We start from the raw sequence: 19318 nt of genomic DNA on the forward strand, positions 1-19318 counted from the left end.
TAGACCGCGCGCGACCCGGATCTTGCGCCAAATCGGCCTTGCCGGTACGCGCGCAAGCCGCCAAAAGGGCACCATGGCCAAGCAGTTGCCCTATCAAGCGATGCGCGAGATCTTCGCACGGTTCCAGGCCGCCGAGGCGGAACCCAAGGGCGAATTGCATCACACCAATGCCTTTACGCTGGTGGTCGCGGTGGCGCTGAGCGCGCAGGCGACGGATGCGGGGGTGAACAAGGCGACCGCCCGCTTGTTCGAGATTGCGGACACGCCCGAAAAGATGCTTGCCCTGGGCGAAGAGGGCGTGACCCAGCATATCAAGACAATCGGCTTGTTCCGCAACAAGGCCAAGAACGTGATCAAGCTGAGCCGTATTCTGGTGGAGGAGTTCGGCGGTCAGGTGCCATCGAGCCGTGCCGCGCTGCAATCGCTGCCGGGGGTGGGGCGCAAGACCGCCAATGTCGTTCTGAACATGTGGTGGCAGTTTCCCGCGCAGGCTGTCGACACGCATATCTTTCGCTTGGGCAACCGTTCGGGGCTCGCTCCGGGCCGCGATGTCGACGCGGTCGAGCGCGCCATCGAGGATCATGTGCCCGCCGAATTCCAGCTTCATGCCCATCACTGGATGATCCTGCACGGCCGCTATATCTGCGTCGCGCGCAAACCGAAATGCGGGGCGTGCATCATCGCCGACCTGTGCCAGTACGAGGACAAGACCCAATGACCAAGACCTATGACCTTGTCGGGATCGGCAATGCCATCGTCGACGTGATTTCACACGGTGACGACAGTTTCCTCGACAACATGGGGATCGAGAAAGGCATCATGCAGCTGATCGACCGGGAACGGGCAGAACTGCTTTATGCTGCGATGAAGGACCGGGTGCAGACGCCGGGAGGATCGGTCGCCAACACGATCGCAGGGGCGGGGACGCTGGGGTTGAGCACCGCCTTTCTGGGCAAGGTCAAGGACGACGCGCTGGGCCGGTTCTACGCGCAGGGCATGGCCGAGCAGGGCACCGATTTCCCCAATCCGCCGGTCAAGGATGCCCCCGCGCCGACCTCGCGGTCGATGATTTTCGTTTCGCCCGATGGCGAGCGCTCGATGAACACCTATCTGGGCGCGGGCGCGGATTTCGATGCGGATGACGTGGACGCAAGCGTCGCGGGCAACGCGCGCTGGTTGTTTTTGGAAGGCTATCTCTACGACAAACCCGAGGGGAAAACCGCCTTCACTGCCGCCGCCGACCATTGCCGCAAGGGGGGCGGCAAGGTGGGCATCACGCTGTCCGATCCTTTTTGCGTCGACCGCCACCGGGCCGATTTCCTGCGCCTGATCGAGGGTCAGATGGATTACGTCATCGGCAACCATGAGGAATGGCTGGCGCTCTACCAGACCGATGATCTGGATGTCGCGCTGGCACAAGCGGCCACCATCTGCGATATCGTCGTCTGCACCCATTCGGGTGAGCCAGTGAAAATCATCCGCGGCGCGGAACGCGCTCTCGTCGCGGTGACGCGCATCACGCCGGTGGACGCGACCGGTGCGGGCGACCAGTTCGCCGCAGGGTTCCTTTATGGCATGGCGACGGGCCGCGACATTGAGATGGCGGGCAAGATGGGCGTGGCCGCCGCCTCCGAGGTGATCCGCCATGTCGGCCCGCGCCCGAAACGGCCGCTATCCGAAGTGTTCGCCGAGGCCGGTCTGGTCTGAACAGGTCCAGATTGGGCCTTGGGCCAAGGCGTTTTTCCCGCTATCCCCCAAAGGGATTTCGATGGCGCGCAGATCAAGATCTGCGCGGGAACGGAGCGTGATGGACCCGGCCCTGACCATAAGTGGCATCCTGTTTCTGGGCCTCGTGCTCAAGATCGCGGGCTTCATGGTGCGCGACGAACTTGCCCTGCGTTTGCTGGTGGCCGGCGGGCTTGGCTGTGACGCGGTCTTCTATGGGCTGCGGCCCGATCCGATCTTGCAATCGGTCCTGTCGAACCTCGGCCTCGTCTTCATCAATCTTGCGCTGATCGTCTTGATCCTGTCCGAGCGCACCCGCTGGCGGATGAGCGCGGATGACCGCGCGCTTTTCGATCATTTTCCGACCCTGACCCCGGGCCAGTTCCGCCGCCTGCGATCCCTGATGACGCGCCATGCCGAAGAGTCGAACACTCAACTGGCATGGGAGGGCAAGCCGGTCGAGGACCTGATGCTGGTGTTTTCCGACAGAATATTGATCGGAAAGGCGGGCCAAGGTTTTCCGATCGCGGGGCCCGCCTTCGTGGGCGAGATCGCCTTTTTGACCGGTGCGCCCTCTTCGGCCGATGTGACCCTGCCCGAAGGCGGCACGGTGGTGCGCCTGCCCGTCGCGGCCCTCAAGCAGCAGATGGCGCGCAAGCCTGCGCTGTCGAACGCGCTTGTCGCGCTGTTCGGGCAGGAACTGGCGCGCAAGGTGGCCGACAGCGTGCCGATGGACCGCGCGGCGCGCCCGCGCCCGGTAACCGGGTCCGCGACCCGTCCGGCCGAGTGACGCGCATGCGCGCCTGCAGGGCAAATTGATGCGGCGCGCGATCCTCGGCCTCGGGCTTGGGGCGACGGCGCTGATGGTGCTGCTGGTCTGGCTTGCGCTGCCCATGCTCGCCCGGGTGCAGGACGCTGTCTTTGACGGCTACCAGCGCCTCAGCCCGCGCGCCTATGACAGCGGGGCGTCCGTCCATATCATCGATATCGACGAGGCATCGCTGGCCGCCTACGGCCAATGGCCCTGGCCGCGCAGCTACATGGCCGTTCTGACCGACCGGCTGTTTGACCATGGCGCTGCGGCGGTGGGCTTTGACGTGCTCTTCCCCGAACCCGACCGCACCTCGCCCGAGCGCATCGTCGAAAGCTGGAGCCGCTTTGCCACCGGCATTCCGCCCGCGCTGCCCGATCTGGGGCTTGTGCCCCATGACACGCGGTTCGCCGAGGCAATCACCGGGCGGCCCGTTGTCCTGAGTGTGGCGGGCGCGCCCGAGGGGGTCTTGCCGCAGGCGCGCGCGGGCGTGGCCGTGACAGGCGATGTGCCCCCGAACCTGACCCGGTTTCCGGCGGCCATCGGCAACCTGCCCGATCTGACCGCCGCCGCCGCGGGGATCGGGACGATCAGCCTTGGGCGCAACGCCGACGGGGTCACGCGCACCGTGCCCATGGTCACCGAGATCGGCGGCACGCTCATGCCCTCGCTCTCGGCCGAAGTCCTTCGGCTGGCGCAAGGCGCGGGTGGTCATGTCCTGCGCACCACGCAAGGTTCGGGCGAGGTGTCGGGCGGCACGGTGGCCGCCGTCGCCATGCGCACCGGCGCGCTGGAGTATCCGGTCGAGGCGGACGGGACCTTTCGCATCCGTTTCACCGGCTATCGGCCCGAGCGCGTCACGTCGGCGACCGAGGTTCTGGCCGGTGACGGGATCGACCCCGATCTTGAGGCGCGGCTGGCAGGGCGGATCGTGCTGGTGGGGTCATCCGCGCAGGGGCTGTTCGACATCCGCACCACGCCGCTGGATGGACAGATCGCGGCGGTGACGCTGCATGCCGAGATCATCGAGCAGATCATGGCGGGTGATTTCCTGACGCGCCCCGACTGGATGGCGGGGCTGGAGATCGTGGTGGTCATCCTCATGGGTTTGCTGCTGACGCTGCTGCAATTGCGCGAACGCCCGGTGCTGGGTCTTGGCGCGGCCTTCGTGCTGGTATCGGCGGCCATTCTGGGCGGGCTTGCGGCCTTTTCCCTTTTTGGCCTGCTGTTCGATCCGGTGCTGCCGGTTCTGACCGTTCTGATGGTCTATGTGCCCGGCACGACGCTGGGCTATCTTGCCAAGGACCGCGCCCGGCGCGTGATCCGGGCGCGGTTCGCCTATTTCCTGCCGCCCGAACTGATCGGCCGGATCGAGGCAAACCCCGTGGATGCCCTGACGCCCGACGGCGCCGAGCGCGAATTGACCATCATCTTCATCGACATGCGCGGCTTTTCCACCGTGACCGAAGGCATGCCTCCCGACCGCGTGGTGCGGCTGGTCAACACTTGGCTCTCGGCGCTGGCCGAGGCGCTGGTGGATGCGGGGGCCACCATCGACAAGTTCATGGGGGACGCGGTCATGGCCTTCTGGAACGCCCCCATCGCGCGCCCCGACCATGCAGAGGCGGCCCTGCATGCGCTTGCGGGGATCGAGGCGGCAGCGGTGCGCGCCAACGCGGCGCTGTCGGCCGAGGGTCTGCCACCGGTCGCCTTCGGCATCGGCATCAACACCGGCCCGGCCTCTGTCGGGCTGATGGGGTCGCGCGACCGGCTGAGCTATACGGCGATCGGCGACAGCGTGACGCTTGCGGCCCGGCTGGAGGGGCTGACACGGGTTTACGGGGTGCCCAATTGCGTGGGCGATGCGACCGCGGCCCATCTGCCCGCGGGCCTGCGGGCCGTGCAACTGGACCTGATCGCGGCCAGAGGCTTGACCGAGGCCGCGCCGGTGCATCTTGTCTTGCCCGAGAATACGCCGGGGCTGGAGGATTTCGCCGCCACCCTTGCCACCGCGCGGGCAGCCTATCTCAACCGCAACTGGACCACCGCCGAGGACCGCTTCACCGATCTGGCCACCATGGACCTGCCGTTTTGCGACACGGCGCGTCTGGCGCAGCTTTACCTCGAGCGGATCGCGGCCTTCCTGCGCAGCCCGCCGCCGCCCGGATGGGACGGGGCCGAGCGGGCGCTGGCCAAGCGCTGAGGCTCGGTCGTTCAGGTCGTTCTGGCAAGGATCGGCGTCATCCGCCCCCCGTATCTCCGCCTCCGCTGCCCAGAAACTCGAAGATCGTATCAATTGTGAAATCATCCTCGAAGATCTGCGGATCGAATTCCTCGCCGATGGTCGAGACCGGGCCGCGCTCGGAGGGATTGGGCGTGTTGACCCCGGTGCCGGGGCCGGTGCCCGTGCCGGGTCGCGGCAGCCCATCGATCAGAACCAGCAGGCGCGACAGGAACTCGGGCGAGACGGCGCCAAGATAGCCATCCTCGGACAACACACCGCCTTGCCGGCTGGTGCAGGTCCGCGTGCCGTCCACGATGATGCACATCCGCCGCCCGGCGACGAAGATCGCATAGGTCCGCCCGTTGTGGTGCAACACCAGCGCGGTCGATCCTCGGATGCCGATGGCGGCCGTGGGGGTGGTGATCACCGCCTCTTGCTGGCGCGACAGCGTGCCGCCGATGAAACGCAGCGCGCCTTGGGTCAACGACAGACCGATCTGCCCCGCGCCGCTGGCGGGGTCATAGACGAAGCGGTCCAGCACGATGGTGGTGTTGGGCGCCAGGCTGAGCGTGGTCTGGTCCAGAAACAGCAATTGCCCACGCCCGCTGGCCGAACTTGCGACGGTTTCATCCGCGATCAGCCCAGTTCCCAGCGCCAGCGTGCGCGTGGCTGCGCCGGGCGGCGTGCCTCGCAAGGTTGGCTCGGAGGAAGCCACGGTGCCGATCTGCTGGGCATTTGCGGGCAGGGCGAGGGCGATTGCCAAAACCGCCGGGGCAAGCCGGAACAAGGGGCGCATCCTCAGAACTCCCATCCGATTTGCAGGGAATAGATGGTTTCGGGTGCGTCAAAGCCGAAACCGTCCACGCGTTCCAGCCGCGCACCGCGCGCCTCCAAGAACAGCGCGTCGGTCACGAAGGCACGAAGGCCAAGGCCGTAGCCGGTGTCGGTGAAGTCGTTGAAAATACCGAATCTGTCACCTTGTTCCACCTCTTGGCGCTGGACCCATCCGCGCGCTTCCCAGCGGCGGGGCAGGGCCTGCCACCCGGTGTCGAAGCCATGGAGCGCCTCAAGCCGCAGGGTGGTCGCGGTCTCGTAGGCGCCAAATCCGTCATCGGTATCTTCGTCCCGCCAGCCCAGCGTGCCCCGGATGCGGGTGTCGCGCGACGGCCGATAGGCAAGGCCAAGGCGCACCTCGTGGAAATCGAAATCCACGCCAAACCCGAAGCGTTCGCGCTCGCCCCGGCCGAGTTGCACGTCGGCGTAGCTGGTCCAAAATGCGTTATGCGGGTTCTGATAGGCAAAGCCCAAAGCCACCGAGGTGTCGTCCCGCACAAAACCGAAGCCGTCATCCTCGGTCATCCACATCAGTTCCAGATAGGGCTGCAGGCGCGGGCCATAGGCGTCGCCCGTCAGCCTCAATTCCGGGCCCGAGCGCAGGCGCGTGGTCTGGCGGTCGTCAAAGCCGATCTCGTCGGGGCTGTAGCGCGAAAAGGCCAGTTGCGTGAGCCAGTCATTGGCGTTGGGCCCGCCCATGTCGAAGCGCCAATCCAGTTGTGCGGTGCCGAAAACCCCGCTCTGGTCGGTCTCGCGCGCCCAGGACTGGCCAAGCGCGATCCGGCCCGTGATCTGGTGGGGGGCCTGCCGCGCGTCGGTTTCCGCGCGGTAGCGGGCGACTTGTTCGGCCTGCTCGGCCGTCAGCCCGCCCGAGGCGGCGGCGGCCGCAAGATGGTATTGGGCCACCCCATAGGCACCCAGCGCGAAATACGCCGTGGCCAGTTCCACCCTTGCGGCCGTATTGCCGGGGTCGAGGTCGAGAAACCGCTCCAGCGTGGCGGCGGCGGCCTCGAAATCGCGCATTTGCACCGACAAACGGGCGTAGGCCAGCATCAAGGCCCGATCGGCAGGGGATGCGATCAGTTGCGCAAACACGGCTTGGCGCTGGCTGTCCAAGCTGCCGGATTGTGCGCTGGCGGCTACCGGCACGACCATGCTCGCGGCAAGGAGCGCGGCAGCGCACCGGGTTCGAATGGAGGTCATGACATCTCCGAATATGAACTTGATCAAATAATCAAGATACCTTGTCAGCCCGACGAGATCGGCGCAACGCCGATTGCCCTAAGGCTACAGGCCCCACGTGCGTTGCGACCTTCGTGCAACGCCAGCAATGCGGTGTCAGTCGCCCAGCTTGGCGTGGACCTCGTCCAGATCGATCTCGGCCACGGGCATCTTGTTTCCGGGGTTCTCGAAATCGTATTTGAACAGGTCGAAATCGCGGTGATAGATCTCGTAGACCAGATGCATCGACAGGTCGTCGAAATAATCCTCGACCGGATGCAGGCGCTTGGGGCCGTGCCCCTCGCTTTCGTTGAAGCGCGGCACAGCCTTGAGGTCGACGGGATGCTTGACCTCGATCGCGTCGAGGACCGATTGCATCCCCGCGTTGAATTTCTCGGTCCAAAAGATGTTGTCATAGCGCCCGCCGTTCACGACCAGCGTCGAGACATGCCCCGCCATCGCCGACCAGTGGATGTCAGGCTCCATCGGGCGGCGCCAGCGGATGGTGTCGCGCGTGAACAGCAAGAAGCGGCGGAAACTGGCGATCTGGTCGAACTCGCCCTTGCCATCCTCGCCGCCCACCTCGATCCCGTATTTCTGGATCAAGAGCGGCACCATGTTGCCCCGGTAGCGTTTCCCGTTGCGCTGGATGCCGCATATCTTGTCGAAAAACGATGACAGGATGCGCGTGTAGGGGTTGCGCACGCAGGTGAAGGTATAGGTCTTGCGCGCCCGCACCGAGCGTTCGATCACCGGCTGGCTGGAGTCGAGCGACCATTTGTGCATGCCGCCCGTCGCGTCATGGATATCGCCGTCGAAATAGACGCCGTTATCGGAGTAGTACATAATCTGGCCGATGGTCGAACAGGCGCATTTGGGCACCACGCGGTAGACCACGCTTTCGCTCTCCGTCATCCAGGTTCCGGGAAACCCCATACTCTTCGCCTCTTGATCGACCATGCCCGCAGAGGGCGCCCTTACGACACAGACCTCTAAAGATCAAAGAACGCGTGCGTCTTCAATCTCCGTTAGGTATGTAGCATCAAACAATAACGGACGGTTGAGGCCATTTGTTTCACGCATGGCGAAGATTGCTTTCATCCTCCTGTGTCACAAGGACCCGGCTGCCATCATCCGGCAGGCCGAACGGCTGACCGCGACCGGCGATTATGTCGCGATCCATTTCGACGCCCGGTCGAAGGCCGCCGATTACGCCACCATCACCGAGGTGCTGGGGGCCAATCCCTCGGTGTGTTTCGCGCGGCGTCGCATCAAATGCGGTTGGGGCGCATGGAGCCTCGTACAGGCCACGCTCAACGCGCTGGAGGTGGCGGAGGAGCGTTTTGCTGACGCGACCCATTTCTACATGCTTTCGGGCGATTGCCTGCCGGTGAAATCGGCGGCCTATGCGCACAAGTTTCTTGACGCGCATGACCGCGACTATGTCGAAAGCTTCGATTTCCACAGCTCTGACTGGATCAAGACCGGCTTCAAGGACGAACGCCTTATCTATCGCCACTGGTTCAACGAGCGCACGCAAAAATGGCTGTTCTACCGCAGCTTCAAGATGCAAAAGGCACTGGGCCTGACCCGCCGCATCCCCGCCGATATCGAGGTGATGATCGGCAGCCAATGGTGGTGCCTGCGCCGGTGCACCATCGAGAAGATCCTCGAGTTTTGCCGCCAGCGCCGCGACGTGGTGCGTTTCTTTTCAACCACCTGGATCCCCGACGAGACGTTTTTCCAGACCCTCGTGCGCCATCTTGTCCCCGAGCGCGAGATCGAAAGCCGGACGCTGACCTTCAAGATGTTCAGCGATTACGGCATGCCCGTCAGCTTCTACAACGACCAGTATGACCTGCTGATTTCCCAAGGCTATCTCTTCGCGCGCAAGATCAGCCCCGAGGCGGGTTTGCTCAAGGACAGGCTGGGCGCGTTGTGGCAATCGGACCGTGTCGATTTCACCACCAGCCAGGAGGGCGAAAAGCTGCACGCCTTCCTGACCGGGCGCGGGCGGATCGGCAAGCGCTACGGCACGCGGTTTTGGGAACGCGAAAGCACGCTGGGCCCTGATCGCAACCTCTACATGATCGTGTGCAAGAAATGGCATGTCGCCAAGCGCTTGCTGCATGCGGCCTCGGATCGGCTGGACATCCGCGGCGTGGAATACCTGTTTGACGAGGCGGGCTGCGCTGTGCCCCATCTGGGCGGGATCGAGCGCACGCTGGAAAAGCGCAACCGCCACCGCCGGGCGCTGATGCGGATGCTGTTTGATTTTTACGACACCGACCGGCTGATGATCTGTCTGGACCCCGGCAATATCGGGCTGATGCAGGATTTCATGTCCGACCGCGCCAACGCCCGGATCCTCGAATTGCAATGCGTGTTTGACGACCAGTATCTGGTCGGCCACGCGCATCGCGTCGGTCTGGCGGCGGCCGACACGCCGGGCGAGGTGATCTCGCGCATGCTGCCGACGCTGCGCCATGAATTCGCCGACGAGGCGATCCGCATCCGCGATGCCGAATTTCCCCGCCACTGGCGCGTCCGTCAGGACCGGGCCACCGCCGAGAATGCCGCCGTGATGGCTGATTTCTTCGACGTGCCAAGCGACGCCGGGCAGGACCTGGCCCAGATCCCCTATCTCTTCGCTGACTGACAAGGACCCTCCGCGATGCCCTATGCCTATGATCCCCAGAATATTTTCGCCAAGATCCTGCGCGGTGAGATCCCCAACAGGACCGTGATGGAAACCGACCACACGCTGGCCTTCGACGACATCTACCCGCAGGCGCCCGTTCATGTCCTTGTGATCCCCAAGGGGCCTTATGTTTGCGCAGATCATTTCGCGCTGGAGGCCTCGGAGGCCGAGATCGTGGATTTCTGGCGCACGCTGGGTCGTATCTGCGCCGACAAGGGCCTGCAGCCGGGCGAGGGCGGGCAGGGCTATCGCACCATCTCCAACGCGGGCGAGGTCGCGGTGCAAGAAGTGCCGCATTACCACGTTCACATCCTGTCGGGCCGTCCGCTGGGACGTATGCTGCAAAAGGCCGAGTGATCCGTGGCCGGCCGCCCGGCCCGGTCTTGTCCGGGCGGGCGCAACCTGCCATATCCGCCCCGACCCTTGAGCCAAGGACCATTGCCATGCCCATCGCGCCGCCCGAGACCGAGATCGTCACCCAATGGCGCGTCGCCTGTGATGGCGGCGAGGGGGCTTTGGGTCATCCGCGGGTCTGGCTGTCACTCTCGCCCGCGACCGGCTTTGTCGAATGTGGCTATTGCGACAAGAAATTCGTCCATGTCGAGTTTGCGGAGGCGGCAGCCCGACCGGACTGACCGCCTGCTGCCAAGGCCAAAATTCTGACAAATTGACGCGATAGCCCTTCGGTTACCAAGTTTGGAATTGAAAAGGCTGCCCATGTCGACCGTCGTGTCCCCCGCCCAGACCCCGATCTGGGGCTGGCTTGCGATTCTCACCGGAGCCGTGGCCCTTGTGCTTGCGATGCTGGTGATCTTCGCCGGTCCCTTTGCACCGCAACCTTCGACCGGGACCGTGATCGGCCAGATTGCAGGTGACATGATCGCCGCCGCACGCGGGTCGCTCGACGGGTCGGCCCAGCCCGCGCCGGTGCCGCGCGGCTGGGATGTCGACCGCGTGCTTGCAACGCTTACCCCGATCCTCGGTGTCCTTGCCCTGTGTCTGGCGGTGATGGCCGCGATCCGGCGTGAACCGTGGCGGCTGTCGTCCTACGGGGCGGCGCTGGGGGGTGCGGCCATCGTCATCCAGTTCGTCTGGTGGATCGCGCTGCTGATCTGCGGTGTCGTGCTGCTGGTCGCCATCATCGAGAACCTCGGCGGCTTTGCCGAAGGGTTCGGCGGCTAGGGCGCTGGACTTCGCCGCCCGGCTTCGTCATTCCCTTGGGGGCATGACAGCGACGGGGGCACCATGGCATTCGGCAAGGGACATCACCTGCATCTGGTCGACGGCTCGGCCTTCATCTTCCGCGCCTATCACGCGCTGCCACCCCTTACGCGCAAATCCGACGGGTTGCCCATCGGTGCGGTCTCGGGCTTTTGCAACATGATCCACCGCATGATCGAGGCCAATACCGGCCCCGACGCGCCGACGCATGCCGCCGTTGTCTTCGACAAGGGCAGCCACACCTTCCGCAACGACATGTACGACCTCTACAAGGCCAACCGAGAGGCGATGCCCGAGGATCTGCGCCCGCAGATCCCGCTGACGCGCGAGGCGACGCGGGCCTTCAACCTCGCCTGTCTGGAGCTTGAGAATTACGAGGCCGACGACATCATCGCCACGCTGGCGCGGCAAGCGCGCGAGGCGGGGGGGCGCTGCACCATCATTTCCTCCGACAAGGATCTGATGCAGCTGGTCGGCGGCGGGGTCGAGATGTTCGACGCGATGAAGAACCTGCGCATCGACGCGGACGGGGTCGAGGAAAAATTCGGCGTCCGGCCTGACCGCGTTGTCGATGTGCAGGCGCTGGCGGGTGACAGTGTCGACAACATCCCCGGCGCACCCGGAATCGGGATCAAGACGGCAGCACTATTGATCAATGAATTCGGGGATCTGGAAACCCTTCTTCAAAGAGCGGATGAAGTTCCCCAGCCCAAGCGGCGCCAGACCCTGATCGACTTCGCCGAGCAGATCAGGCTGTCCAAAAAGCTGGTCACGCTCGATGACCGCACGCCCATCGACGTGACGCTGGACGATCTGGAGGTGCTGGAACCCGATGCGCAGGTGCTGCTCGAATTCCTGACGAAGATGGAATTCCGCACGCTGACCAAACGCATCGCGGACGGTCTGGGGGTGGAGGCACCCGCCATCCCCGACACGGATCCGCGCGGGGCCGAGCCCGCGGAGAGCGGCGCGCCGCAGATGCCGCCCATCGACCGAGGGGCCTATGAGGTGGTGCGCGATGCGCAAGCCCTGCAGGTGTGGATCGACCGGGCGCTGGCGCGGGGCGAGGTCGCCATCGATACCGAGACGACCGGCCTGAACGAGATGACGGCGGATCTGGTGGGGATCTCGCTGGCCACAGGGCCGGGTGTGGCGTGCTACATTCCGCTGACCCACAAGGCCGAGGCGGGCGAGGGTCTGTTTGGCGGCGACGCGCTGGCCGAAGGGCAGATGGGGCTGGATCAGGCTCTGGCGATGCTCAAGCCGGTGCTGGAGGATGCATCGCTCCTCAAGATCTTGCAAAACGCCAAGTATGACGTGAAGGTATTGGCGCGCTACGGCATCGAGGTGGCGCCCATCGACGACACGATGCTGATGTCTTACGCGATGAACGCAGGCCTGCACGGCCACGGTATGGACGCGCTTGCCGAGCGCTATCTGGGCCATATGCCTATTCCGATCAAGGACCTGATCGGATCGGGCAAAAGCCAGATCACCTTTGACCGGGTCAAGATCGAAGATGCCGCCCCCTATGCCGCCGAGGACGCGGATGTGACATGGCGGCTTTGGCAGACCTTCAAGCCGCAACTTCACCGGGCACGGGTTACCACCGTCTACGAGACGCTCGAACGTCCGCTGGTGCCGGTGTTGGCGCGGATGGAGCGGGCGGGTATCAAGGTCGACCGCGATGTGCTGTCGCGCATGTCCAATGCCTTTGCGCAAAAGATGGCGGGGCTTGAGGCCGAAATCCACGAGCTGGCGGGAGAGGCCTTCAACGTCGGCTCGCCCGCGCAACTGGGCGAGATCTTGTTCGAGAAGATGGGCCTGCCCGGCGGGGAAAAGGGCAAGACCGGGAAATATGCCACGCCCGCCGATGTGCTGGAGGATCTGGCGACCGAACACGACCTGCCCGGCCGCGTGCTGGACTGGCGGCAGCTCAGCAAACTGAAATCCACCTATACCGATGCGCTGCAAGAACACATCAACCGCGACACGGGCCGGGTTCACACCAGCTATTCCATCGCAGGCGCCAACACCGGGCGGCTGGCCTCCACCGATCCGAACCTGCAAAACATCCCCATCCGCACCGAGGAAGGCCGCCGCATCCGCGAGGCCTTTGTCGCGGCCCCGGGGCGGGTGTTGGTGAGCCTCGACTACAGCCAGATCGAATTGCGTATCCTTGCCCATATCGCGGGGATCGACGCGCTGAAACAGGCCTTCCGCGAGGGGCAGGACATTCATGCCGCGACCGCGTCGGAAATGTTCGGGGTGCCCTTGGACCAGATGACAAGCGATGTGCGCCGTCAGGCCAAGGCGATCAATTTCGGCGTGATCTACGGCATTTCCGGCTTTGGCCTTGCGCGCAACCTGCGCATCCCCCGCGCCGAGGCGCAGGGCTTCATCGACCGCTATTTCGAGCGCTTTCCCGGCATCAAGGATTACATGGAAGCGACCAAGGCTTTCGCCAAGCAACACGGGTATGTGCAAACCCTCTTTGGCCGCAAGATCCACACGCCCGAGATCAACGCCAAGGGCCCCGGCGCGGGCTTTGCCTATCGCGCGGCGATCAACGCGCCGATCCAAGGCACAGCCGCCGACATCATCCGCCGTGCGATGATCCGGATGGAGGCGGCGATCGACGGGTTGCCGGCAACGATGCTGTTGCAGGTCCATGACGAACTGCTGTTCGAGGTGGACGAGGGGGCGGCCGATACGCTGATCGCCCGCGCGCGTGACGTGATGGAGGGCGCTGCCCATCCGGCAGTGCATCTGGACGTGCCCATTGTGGTAGACGCCGGGCAGGGGGCGAACTGGGCGGAGGCACATTGATGGGAGCGATCGCCGCTTGGCCTGAACTTCGTAATTTCGCCCTGTCGCTGGGCCTGCCGCAGGTTGAGGACGCGGTTAGCTGGGGCAACCCCAATCTCAAGGCGCATGGCAAGCTGTGGTGCTGGTGGTCGCCCTATGTCGATGCCGCCGTGTTCAAGGGCCGCATCGAGGAGCGCGAGGCGCTGCGGGCGGCGGATCCCGCGACCTTCCTGCACCACGATCACTATGCGAAGCACGGACTGATCCTTGTGGCAGCGGGCCGGATCGAGCGGGACTGGGCGGAGGCGCGGTTGCGGCGGACCTGGGAGGAGATGGCGCCGAAGCGTTGGCTCGCGACGTGGAAGGCCGGGCAGGGATGAGCCGCCCGCGCCCGCGTGCGAAAGCCGCGATGCCGCGCAGCGAGACGCGGCTGATCGGGTTCAACAAGCCGATGGATGTGCTGAGCCAGTTCACTGGTGACGGGCATTGGCCGGGGTTGAAACGGTATCTGGATATGCCGGGGCTGTATCCGGCGGGGCGGCTGGACCGGGATTCGGAAGGGCTGCTGCTGTTGACCAACGACGGCATCTTGCAGGCGCGGCTGACCGATCCGAAATCAGCCACACCCAAGACCTATTTCGTGCTGATCGAGGGAACGCCGACCCCCGAGGCGCTGGAGGCGCTGCGTGGGGGCGTGACGCTGAAGGACGGCCCGACCCGGCCCGCGCGGGTGGAACAGGTGGCCGAGCCCGGCTGGCTCTGGCCGCGGGAGCCGCCGGTGCGGTTCCGCGCGAGCATCCCCGAGGCTTGGCTGAAGCTGACCATCACCGAGGGGCGCAACCGGCAGGTGCGGCGCATGTGCGCCCATGTCGGCCTGCCGGTGCTGCGCCTGATCCGCTGGTCGGTGGGGGATCACACGGTCGAGGGGTTGACGCCCGGAACGTGGAAGTCGCTGCAGCCGTAAGCGGGGCGGGACAAAACTGCAGGTTTCCGTCTCCTCACACCAGTTGGTCGAACGCCTCCATCGCCTTGGCGCCATACATGTAGCCGGGGCCGCCATTCATCATCACGCAGACGTTTATGGTTTCCGCGACCTCGTCGCGCGTCGCACCCGCGCGGATCGCGGCCTTCACGTGGTAGCCGATGCAATCGTTGCATTGTTTCGAGATGCCGATGGCCAGCGCGATCAGCTCCTTGTGCTTGGTGGACAGCGCCCCGGGGGCAAGGGCCGCCTCGTGCAGCTCGTGAAAGCCCTTGGCGGTCGCGGCCTGTTCGGCCCGCATGGGGCCAAGCAGGGACGAGGTGTGGCGGAGCGTGTCTTTCCAATCCATCGGGTGGGTCCTTATGCAAGATCTGCCCCCGTCTAGACCGTGACAGGGTGGTGGACCTTGCGGCAGATCAATCCGCCCCCCGAAAAGGCGACGGGGCCGCGCATGCAATGCTCAGCCCCGTCTGAAAGCGTCGCCACTCCTCCCCGGCGCCGCTATTCGTTCCTTATGCAAGCATTGCCACCGGAGACTCCAGATTGTCAACGATCGCTTGCAGGAGTTCCGCGCCCAAGGCCCCGTCGATGACCCGGTGATCGACGCTGAGCGTGACCGACATAACGGTCGCGACGGTCAATTCGCCATCGCGGCCCACCACGGGTTTCTTCACGCCCGCGCCGACGGCAAGGATCGCGCCATGGGGCGGGTTGATGACCGCGTCGAAATTGTCGATGCCGAACATGCCGAGGTTGGAGATCGCGAAACTGCCGCCGATGTATTCATGCGGGGCGAGCTTGCGGTCGCGGGCGCGGGTGGCCAGATCCTTCATCTCGGCCGAAAGGGCCGAGAGGGATTTCTGGTGCGCGTCCTTGAGGACGGGCGTGAACAGCCCGCCATCGACGGCGACGGCCACGGCCACATCCGACGGCTTCAGCCGCAGCATCCGGTCGCCCGCCCAGACGGAATTCGCGGCGGGCACCTGTTGCAGCGCATTGGCGCAGGCCTTGATGATGAAGTCGTTGACCGAGAGCTTCACGCCACGGGATTCGAGCTGCTTGTTGAGCTGCCCGCGGAAGGCCATCAGCGCATCAAGCCTGATATCCCGGCGCAGGTAGAAATGCGGGATGGTCTGCTTGGCCTCGGTCAGCCGCGCGGCGACGGTCTTGCGCATGCCATCGAGCTTGACCTCCTCGTAGTCCCGGCCCTCGTACATCTTCATGACCTGCGCGGCGTCGGGGCCGGTGGGCATTGCGGTTGCCGGTTTGGCGGCGGCGGCGGGGGCAGGGGCGGCAATGGGCGCTGCGGCGGCTTGCTGCGGAGCTGCGGCGGTCGCGGTCGCGCCCGTCACGTCGGCCTTGACGATGCGGCCATGCGGACCCGAGCCCTTGATCTGGCCAAGATCGAGCCCCTTGTCGGCAGCGATGCGACGCGCCAGCGGCGAAGCGAAGACGCGGGCACCGTCGGACGCGGCGGGGGCCGCGGGCGCGGGTGCAGCGGCGGGTGGTGCAGCGACCTGAGCGGCATTCTCCGCGGGTTTCGGCGCTTCGGCGGCGGGCTTGGCGGCACCCATGTCGGAGGTGCTTTCACCCTCGGCCAGCAGGACGGCGATGGGGGCGTTGACCTTCACGCCCTCCGTGCCTTCTGCTACAAGAAGTTTGCCGATCACGCCCTCGTCGACGGCTTCGAATTCCATCGTCGCCTTGTCGGTCTCGATCTCGGCGAGGATGTCACCCGAGGCGACGGTGTCGCCTTCCTTGACCAGCCATTTGGCCAGCGTGCCCTCCTCCATCGTGGGGGAGAGCGCGGGCATCAGGATTTCCGTGGGCATCGCGTGCTCTCCTCAGCGGTAGGTGACTTTGCGGACGGCCTCGATCACCTCGGCGACCGAGGTCAGCGCCAGTTTCTCGAGATTGGCAGCATAGGGCATCGGCACGTCCTTGCCGGTGCAATTCAGGACCGGCGCGTCGAGATAATCAAAGGCATGGGTCATGATATAGGCCGCCAGATGGTTGCCCATCGAGCCCACGGGAAAGCCTTCCTCGACCGTGATGCAGCGATTGGTTTTCCGCACGCTTTCGAGGATCGTGTCGTAATCGAGCGGACGCAGCGTGCGCAGGTCGATCACCTCGGCCTCGATCCCGTCGGCGGCAAGTTTCTCGGCCGCCTCCAGCGCATAGGTCATGCCGATCCCGAAGCTGACGATGGTGACATCAGAGCCTTCGCGCCAGATCTTCGCCTTGCCAAAGGGCACGGTGAAATCGGGCAGGTCCGGCACCTCGAAGGAGCGGCCATAGAGGATCTCGTTTTCAAGGAAGATCACGGGGTTGGGATCGCGGATCGCGGTCTTGAGCAGGCCCTTGGCGTCGGCGGCCGAATAGGGCATCGCGACCTTGAGACCGGGGATCGAAGCATACCATGCCGCGAAATCCTGAGAGTGCTGCGCGCCCACGCGGGCTGCCGCCCCGTTCGGGCCGCGGAACACCATCGGCGCCCCCATCTGGCCGCCCGACATGTAGAGCGTCTTGGCGGCCGAGTTGATGATATGGTCGATGGCCTGCAACGAAAAGTTGAAGGTCATGAATTCGACGATGGGCTTGAGGCCACCAAAGGCCGCGCCGACCCCGATGCCCGCGAACCCATGTTCGGTGATCGGCGTGTCGATCACGCGGCGGGGGCCGAACTCGTCCAACAGGCCTTGGGTGATCTTGTAGGCGCCCTGATATTCCGCGACCTCCTCGCCCATGACGAAGACGCTGTCATCGGCGCGCATCTCCTCGGCCATGGCGTCGCGGAGTGCCTCGCGCACGGTCTGGGTCTTCATCTTCGTGCCCTCGGGCCAATCCGGCTTGCGGTCGGTCTTTGGGACAGCCGGGGCGCTTGCGGGCGCGGCGGGGGCCTTTTCGGTCGCCTTCGGCGCCTCATCGGCGGGGGCGGTGGCTTTGGGCGCGGCCATCGTCTCGCCCGCTTCGCCGATGATGGCGATGGGGGTGTTGACCTTCACGCCTTCGGTGCCCTCGGCCACAAGGATCTTGCCGATCACACCTTCCTCGACGGCCTCGAATTCCATCGTGGCCTTGTCGGTCTCGATCTCGGCGAGGATGTCGCCCGCCTTGACGCTGTCACCCTCTTTCACCAGCCATTTGGCCAGCGTGCCTTCCTCCATCGTGGGGGAGAGGGCGGGCATGAGAATTTCGGTTGCCATGTCTGTCAGTCCCCTCAGGCGTCTTGCGGCGCGGCGTCGGCGTAGATGTCTGTCCAGAGCTCGGACAGGTCGGGTTCCGGGCTTTCCTTGGAAAACTCCGCCGCTTCGTTCACGATGTCCTTGATCTCCTTGTCGATCCTTTTCAGATCCTCCTCGGAGGCATGGCCGCCGGTCAGCAGCATCTGGCGGACATGTTCGATCGCGTCGCGCTTCTCGCGCATTTCCTGCACCTCTTCGCGGGTGCGGTATTTCGCGGGGTCGGACATGGAATGGCCACGGTAGCGGTAGGTCATGACCTCCAGGATATAGGGGCCCTTGCCCGCGCGGCAGTGCGCCACGGCGCGCTCGCCCGCCTCCTTGACGGCCAGCACATCCATGCCGTCCACTGCTTCGCCCTTTATGCCGTAGGCCACGCCACGTTCCCAGAAATCGGGGGATTTGGTCGCGCGCTTGACCGACGTGCCCATGGCATACTGGTTGTTCTCGATCACGAAGATGACCGGCAGATCCCAGAGCTGCGCCATGTTGTAGCTTTCGGCCACCTGGCCCTGGTTGGCCGCACCATCGCCGAAATAGGTGAAGGTGACGCGGTCGTTGCCCTTGTATTTGTCCGAGAAGGCGAGGCCCGCGCCGATCGGCACCTGCGCTGCGACAATCCCGTGGCCGCCGTAAAAATGCTTCTCTTTCGAGAACATGTGCATCGAGCCGCCCTTGCCCTTCGAGTATCCCCCCTCGCGCCCGGTCAGTTCGGCCATGACGCCCTTGGGGTCCATGCCGCAGGCCAGCATATGGCCATGGTCGCGGTAGGAGGTGACGCGCTTGTCGCCCTCCGACGCCGCAGCCTCTAGGCCGACAACGACCGCTTCTTGCCCGATGTAGAGGTGGCAAAAGCCGCCGATCAGGCCCATGCCGTAAAGCTGGCCGGCCTTTTCCTCGAAACGGCGGATCAGGAGCATCTCGCGGTAGTAGCGCTTGAGCTCATCGGCCGAAACATTAGGGGTGGCCGCCGTGGTCGCGGCGGCGGTCTTGCGTGGTGGCATGCGGGTGCTCCTCCCCGGTCGCAGAGATAGTTTAACGTTGAACATTTCTCTAGCAGAGGCAATGGCCGATTGCACCCCGCAATCCTGACGCAGGGGATTGCAAGCCTTGCAACGCCGAACGACGGCGCCGGGCCTTGCATATTTCTGGAAAGATGAAGGGCAGGCGGAAGGCTGTGCGGACTGGCCGGGTGACGCACAGGACCCTCGAGCGGGCCGTTTAGGGCAAGATGATCTCGTTGGCGCGCACATAGCCCAGCACGGCGCGAGCTTGTTCGTCGAGCAGGTCGAGGTCGAGGAAATCATCCGACAGGCGGCGTGTCAGGGTTTCCATGCGCTCGACTTCGGCCTGCAGGGCAGCAAGTTGCAGATCCAGACGGTCGGCCTCGGCGGTGATCTGGACGCGCTGGAACAGGCCGTAATTCCCCTGCACCGCGGTGAAGGTGAAATAGGCCCCGATGAACAGGAGGGCCACGGGCAGGACGAGCCCTGTGATCGAAACGCTGCGGGTCATGAATTCCGTCGATGCCTCAGGTCTGCCGCACCCT

Annotated in this window: 19 protein-coding genes; 11 read left to right on the plus strand and 8 right to left on the minus strand. The window is 64.9% G+C overall.

From position 1 onward, the window contains the following. The first annotated feature begins 73 nt into the window (after positions 1 to 73). From nth to C7455_RS01095, 4 genes are all read left to right on the plus strand, one after another. Entirely contained in the window at positions 74 to 718 is a 645-nt protein-coding gene (gene nth, locus C7455_RS01080; RefSeq protein WP_109664341.1) for an endonuclease III, read from the plus strand. After that, positions 715 to 1707, plus strand: a complete 993-nt coding sequence (locus C7455_RS01085) for an adenosine kinase (RefSeq protein WP_109664344.1) — start codon at positions 715 to 717, stop codon at positions 1705 to 1707. The genes nth and C7455_RS01085 overlap by 4 nt, the downstream gene beginning before the upstream one ends. Before the next feature lie 100 nt (positions 1708 to 1807). Further along, positions 1808 to 2515: a cyclic nucleotide-binding domain-containing protein gene (locus C7455_RS01090; RefSeq protein ID WP_109664346.1), complete on the plus strand. Its 708-nt coding sequence runs from the start codon at positions 1808 to 1810 to the stop codon at positions 2513 to 2515. Positions 2516 to 2543: 28 nt separating this feature from the next. Further along, complete coding sequence (locus tag C7455_RS01095) at positions 2544 to 4739, plus strand: CHASE2 domain-containing protein (RefSeq protein ID WP_109664349.1); 2196 nt, start codon at positions 2544 to 2546, stop codon at positions 4737 to 4739. A gap of 37 nt (positions 4740 to 4776) precedes the next feature. Here the strand turns inward: C7455_RS01095 and C7455_RS01100 are convergent, their stop codons facing one another. The 3 genes from C7455_RS01100 to C7455_RS01110 form a co-directional block, all read right to left on the minus strand. Further along, positions 4777 to 5571, minus strand: coding sequence for a FecR family protein (locus C7455_RS01100; RefSeq protein WP_109664352.1), 795 nt, complete (start codon positions 5569 to 5571; stop codon positions 4777 to 4779). Next, positions 5559 to 6797, minus strand: a complete 1239-nt coding sequence (locus tag C7455_RS01105; protein ID WP_146199897.1) for a tetratricopeptide repeat protein — start codon at positions 6795 to 6797, stop codon at positions 5559 to 5561. Before C7455_RS01105 ends, C7455_RS01100 begins: the two co-directional genes overlap by 13 nt. Positions 6798 to 6932: 135 nt before the next feature. Continuing rightward, positions 6933 to 7751 carry a sulfotransferase family protein gene (locus tag C7455_RS01110; protein ID WP_109666036.1) on the minus strand — a complete coding sequence of 273 codons (819 nt, stop codon included), beginning with the start codon at positions 7749 to 7751 and terminating at the stop codon, positions 6933 to 6935. 145 nt (positions 7752 to 7896) lie between these two features. Between C7455_RS01110 and C7455_RS01115 the strand changes: the two genes are divergently transcribed. The 7 genes from C7455_RS01115 (at position 7897) to C7455_RS01145 (ending at position 14509) form a co-directional block, all read left to right on the plus strand. Then, the gene (locus tag C7455_RS01115) at positions 7897 to 9474 is read left to right on the plus strand and encodes a DUF5928 domain-containing protein (protein WP_109664357.1); all 1578 of its coding nucleotides are present in this window, start codon (positions 7897 to 7899) and stop codon (positions 9472 to 9474) included. Between the two features lie 15 nt (positions 9475 to 9489). Further along, positions 9490 to 9873 (plus strand): HIT domain-containing protein, encoded by a 384-nt coding sequence (locus C7455_RS01120; RefSeq protein WP_109664360.1) that lies wholly within the window; start codon positions 9490 to 9492, stop codon positions 9871 to 9873. A gap of 86 nt (positions 9874 to 9959) precedes the next feature. Then, positions 9960 to 10151, plus strand: a complete 192-nt coding sequence (locus tag C7455_RS01125) for a zinc-finger domain-containing protein (RefSeq protein ID WP_109664362.1) — start codon at positions 9960 to 9962, stop codon at positions 10149 to 10151. A gap of 82 nt (positions 10152 to 10233) precedes the next feature. Next, positions 10234 to 10698: a hypothetical protein gene (locus tag C7455_RS01130; RefSeq protein ID WP_109664365.1), complete on the plus strand. Its 465-nt coding sequence runs from the start codon at positions 10234 to 10236 to the stop codon at positions 10696 to 10698. Positions 10699 to 10761: 63 nt separating this feature from the next. Next, positions 10762 to 13566, plus strand: a complete 2805-nt coding sequence (gene polA / locus C7455_RS01135) for a DNA polymerase I (RefSeq protein WP_109664367.1) — start codon at positions 10762 to 10764, stop codon at positions 13564 to 13566. Further along, a complete protein-coding gene (locus tag C7455_RS01140; protein ID WP_109664369.1) occupies positions 13566 to 13925 on the plus strand; it encodes an MmcQ/YjbR family DNA-binding protein in 360 nt (119 codons plus the stop codon). Before polA ends, C7455_RS01140 begins: the two co-directional genes overlap by 1 nt. Continuing rightward, the gene (locus C7455_RS01145; RefSeq protein WP_109664372.1) at positions 13922 to 14509 is read left to right on the plus strand and encodes a pseudouridine synthase; all 588 of its coding nucleotides are present in this window, start codon (positions 13922 to 13924) and stop codon (positions 14507 to 14509) included. Before C7455_RS01140 ends, C7455_RS01145 begins: the two co-directional genes overlap by 4 nt. Positions 14510 to 14543: 34 nt before the next feature. Here C7455_RS01145 and C7455_RS01150 read toward each other — a convergent pair whose 3' ends face one another. From C7455_RS01150 to C7455_RS01170, 5 genes are all read right to left on the minus strand, one after another. Continuing rightward, the gene (locus C7455_RS01150) at positions 14544 to 14876 is read right to left on the minus strand and encodes a carboxymuconolactone decarboxylase family protein (RefSeq protein ID WP_109664375.1); all 333 of its coding nucleotides are present in this window, start codon (positions 14874 to 14876) and stop codon (positions 14544 to 14546) included. A gap of 163 nt (positions 14877 to 15039) precedes the next feature. Continuing rightward, on the minus strand, positions 15040 to 16359 hold the full coding sequence (locus tag C7455_RS01155) for a pyruvate dehydrogenase complex dihydrolipoamide acetyltransferase (RefSeq protein WP_109664377.1): 1320 nt from the start codon (positions 16357 to 16359) through the stop codon (positions 15040 to 15042). Positions 16360 to 16371: 12 nt separating this feature from the next. Then, positions 16372 to 17733, minus strand: a complete 1362-nt coding sequence (locus C7455_RS01160) for a pyruvate dehydrogenase complex E1 component subunit beta (RefSeq protein ID WP_109664380.1) — start codon at positions 17731 to 17733, stop codon at positions 16372 to 16374. A 14-nt stretch (positions 17734 to 17747) separates the two neighbouring features. Continuing rightward, the gene (gene pdhA / locus C7455_RS01165; protein WP_109664383.1) at positions 17748 to 18773 is read right to left on the minus strand and encodes a pyruvate dehydrogenase (acetyl-transferring) E1 component subunit alpha; all 1026 of its coding nucleotides are present in this window, start codon (positions 18771 to 18773) and stop codon (positions 17748 to 17750) included. A gap of 217 nt (positions 18774 to 18990) precedes the next feature. Next, positions 18991 to 19284, minus strand: a complete 294-nt coding sequence (locus tag C7455_RS01170) for an FtsB family cell division protein (RefSeq protein WP_109664386.1) — start codon at positions 19282 to 19284, stop codon at positions 18991 to 18993. Between the last annotated feature and the right edge of the window lie 34 nt (positions 19285 to 19318).

The organism is Roseicyclus mahoneyensis (assembly GCF_003148775.1).
Classification (GTDB): domain Bacteria; phylum Pseudomonadota; class Alphaproteobacteria; order Rhodobacterales; family Rhodobacteraceae; genus Roseicyclus; species Roseicyclus mahoneyensis.

Coding starts and splice junctions, on each gene's coding strand:
- nth (WP_109664341.1), top strand. CDS start 74: ATGGCCAAGCAGTTGCCCTATCAAGCGATGCGCGAGATCTTCGCACGG.
- C7455_RS01085 (WP_109664344.1), top strand. CDS start 715: ATGACCAAGACCTATGACCTTGTCGGGATCGGCAATGCCATCGTCGAC.
- C7455_RS01090 (WP_109664346.1), top strand. CDS start 1,808: ATGGACCCGGCCCTGACCATAAGTGGCATCCTGTTTCTGGGCCTCGTG.
- C7455_RS01095 (WP_109664349.1), top strand. CDS start 2,544: ATGCGGCGCGCGATCCTCGGCCTCGGGCTTGGGGCGACGGCGCTGATG.
- C7455_RS01100 (WP_109664352.1), bottom strand. CDS start 5,571: ATGGGAGTTCTGAGGATGCGCCCCTTGTTCCGGCTTGCCCCGGCGGTT.
- C7455_RS01105 (WP_146199897.1), bottom strand. CDS start 6,797: ATGACCTCCATTCGAACCCGGTGCGCTGCCGCGCTCCTTGCCGCGAGC.
- C7455_RS01110 (WP_109666036.1), bottom strand. CDS start 7,751: ATGGGGTTTCCCGGAACCTGGATGACGGAGAGCGAAAGCGTGGTCTAC.
- C7455_RS01115 (WP_109664357.1), top strand. CDS start 7,897: ATGGCGAAGATTGCTTTCATCCTCCTGTGTCACAAGGACCCGGCTGCC.
- C7455_RS01120 (WP_109664360.1), top strand. CDS start 9,490: ATGCCCTATGCCTATGATCCCCAGAATATTTTCGCCAAGATCCTGCGC.
- C7455_RS01125 (WP_109664362.1), top strand. CDS start 9,960: ATGCCCATCGCGCCGCCCGAGACCGAGATCGTCACCCAATGGCGCGTC.
- C7455_RS01130 (WP_109664365.1), top strand. CDS start 10,234: ATGTCGACCGTCGTGTCCCCCGCCCAGACCCCGATCTGGGGCTGGCTT.
- polA (WP_109664367.1), top strand. CDS start 10,762: ATGGCATTCGGCAAGGGACATCACCTGCATCTGGTCGACGGCTCGGCC.
- C7455_RS01140 (WP_109664369.1), top strand. CDS start 13,566: ATGGGAGCGATCGCCGCTTGGCCTGAACTTCGTAATTTCGCCCTGTCG.
- C7455_RS01145 (WP_109664372.1), top strand. CDS start 13,922: ATGAGCCGCCCGCGCCCGCGTGCGAAAGCCGCGATGCCGCGCAGCGAG.
- C7455_RS01150 (WP_109664375.1), bottom strand. CDS start 14,876: ATGGATTGGAAAGACACGCTCCGCCACACCTCGTCCCTGCTTGGCCCC.
- C7455_RS01155 (WP_109664377.1), bottom strand. CDS start 16,359: ATGCCCACGGAAATCCTGATGCCCGCGCTCTCCCCCACGATGGAGGAG.
- C7455_RS01160 (WP_109664380.1), bottom strand. CDS start 17,733: ATGGCAACCGAAATTCTCATGCCCGCCCTCTCCCCCACGATGGAGGAA.
- pdhA (WP_109664383.1), bottom strand. CDS start 18,773: ATGCCACCACGCAAGACCGCCGCCGCGACCACGGCGGCCACCCCTAAT.
- C7455_RS01170 (WP_109664386.1), bottom strand. CDS start 19,284: ATGACCCGCAGCGTTTCGATCACAGGGCTCGTCCTGCCCGTGGCCCTC.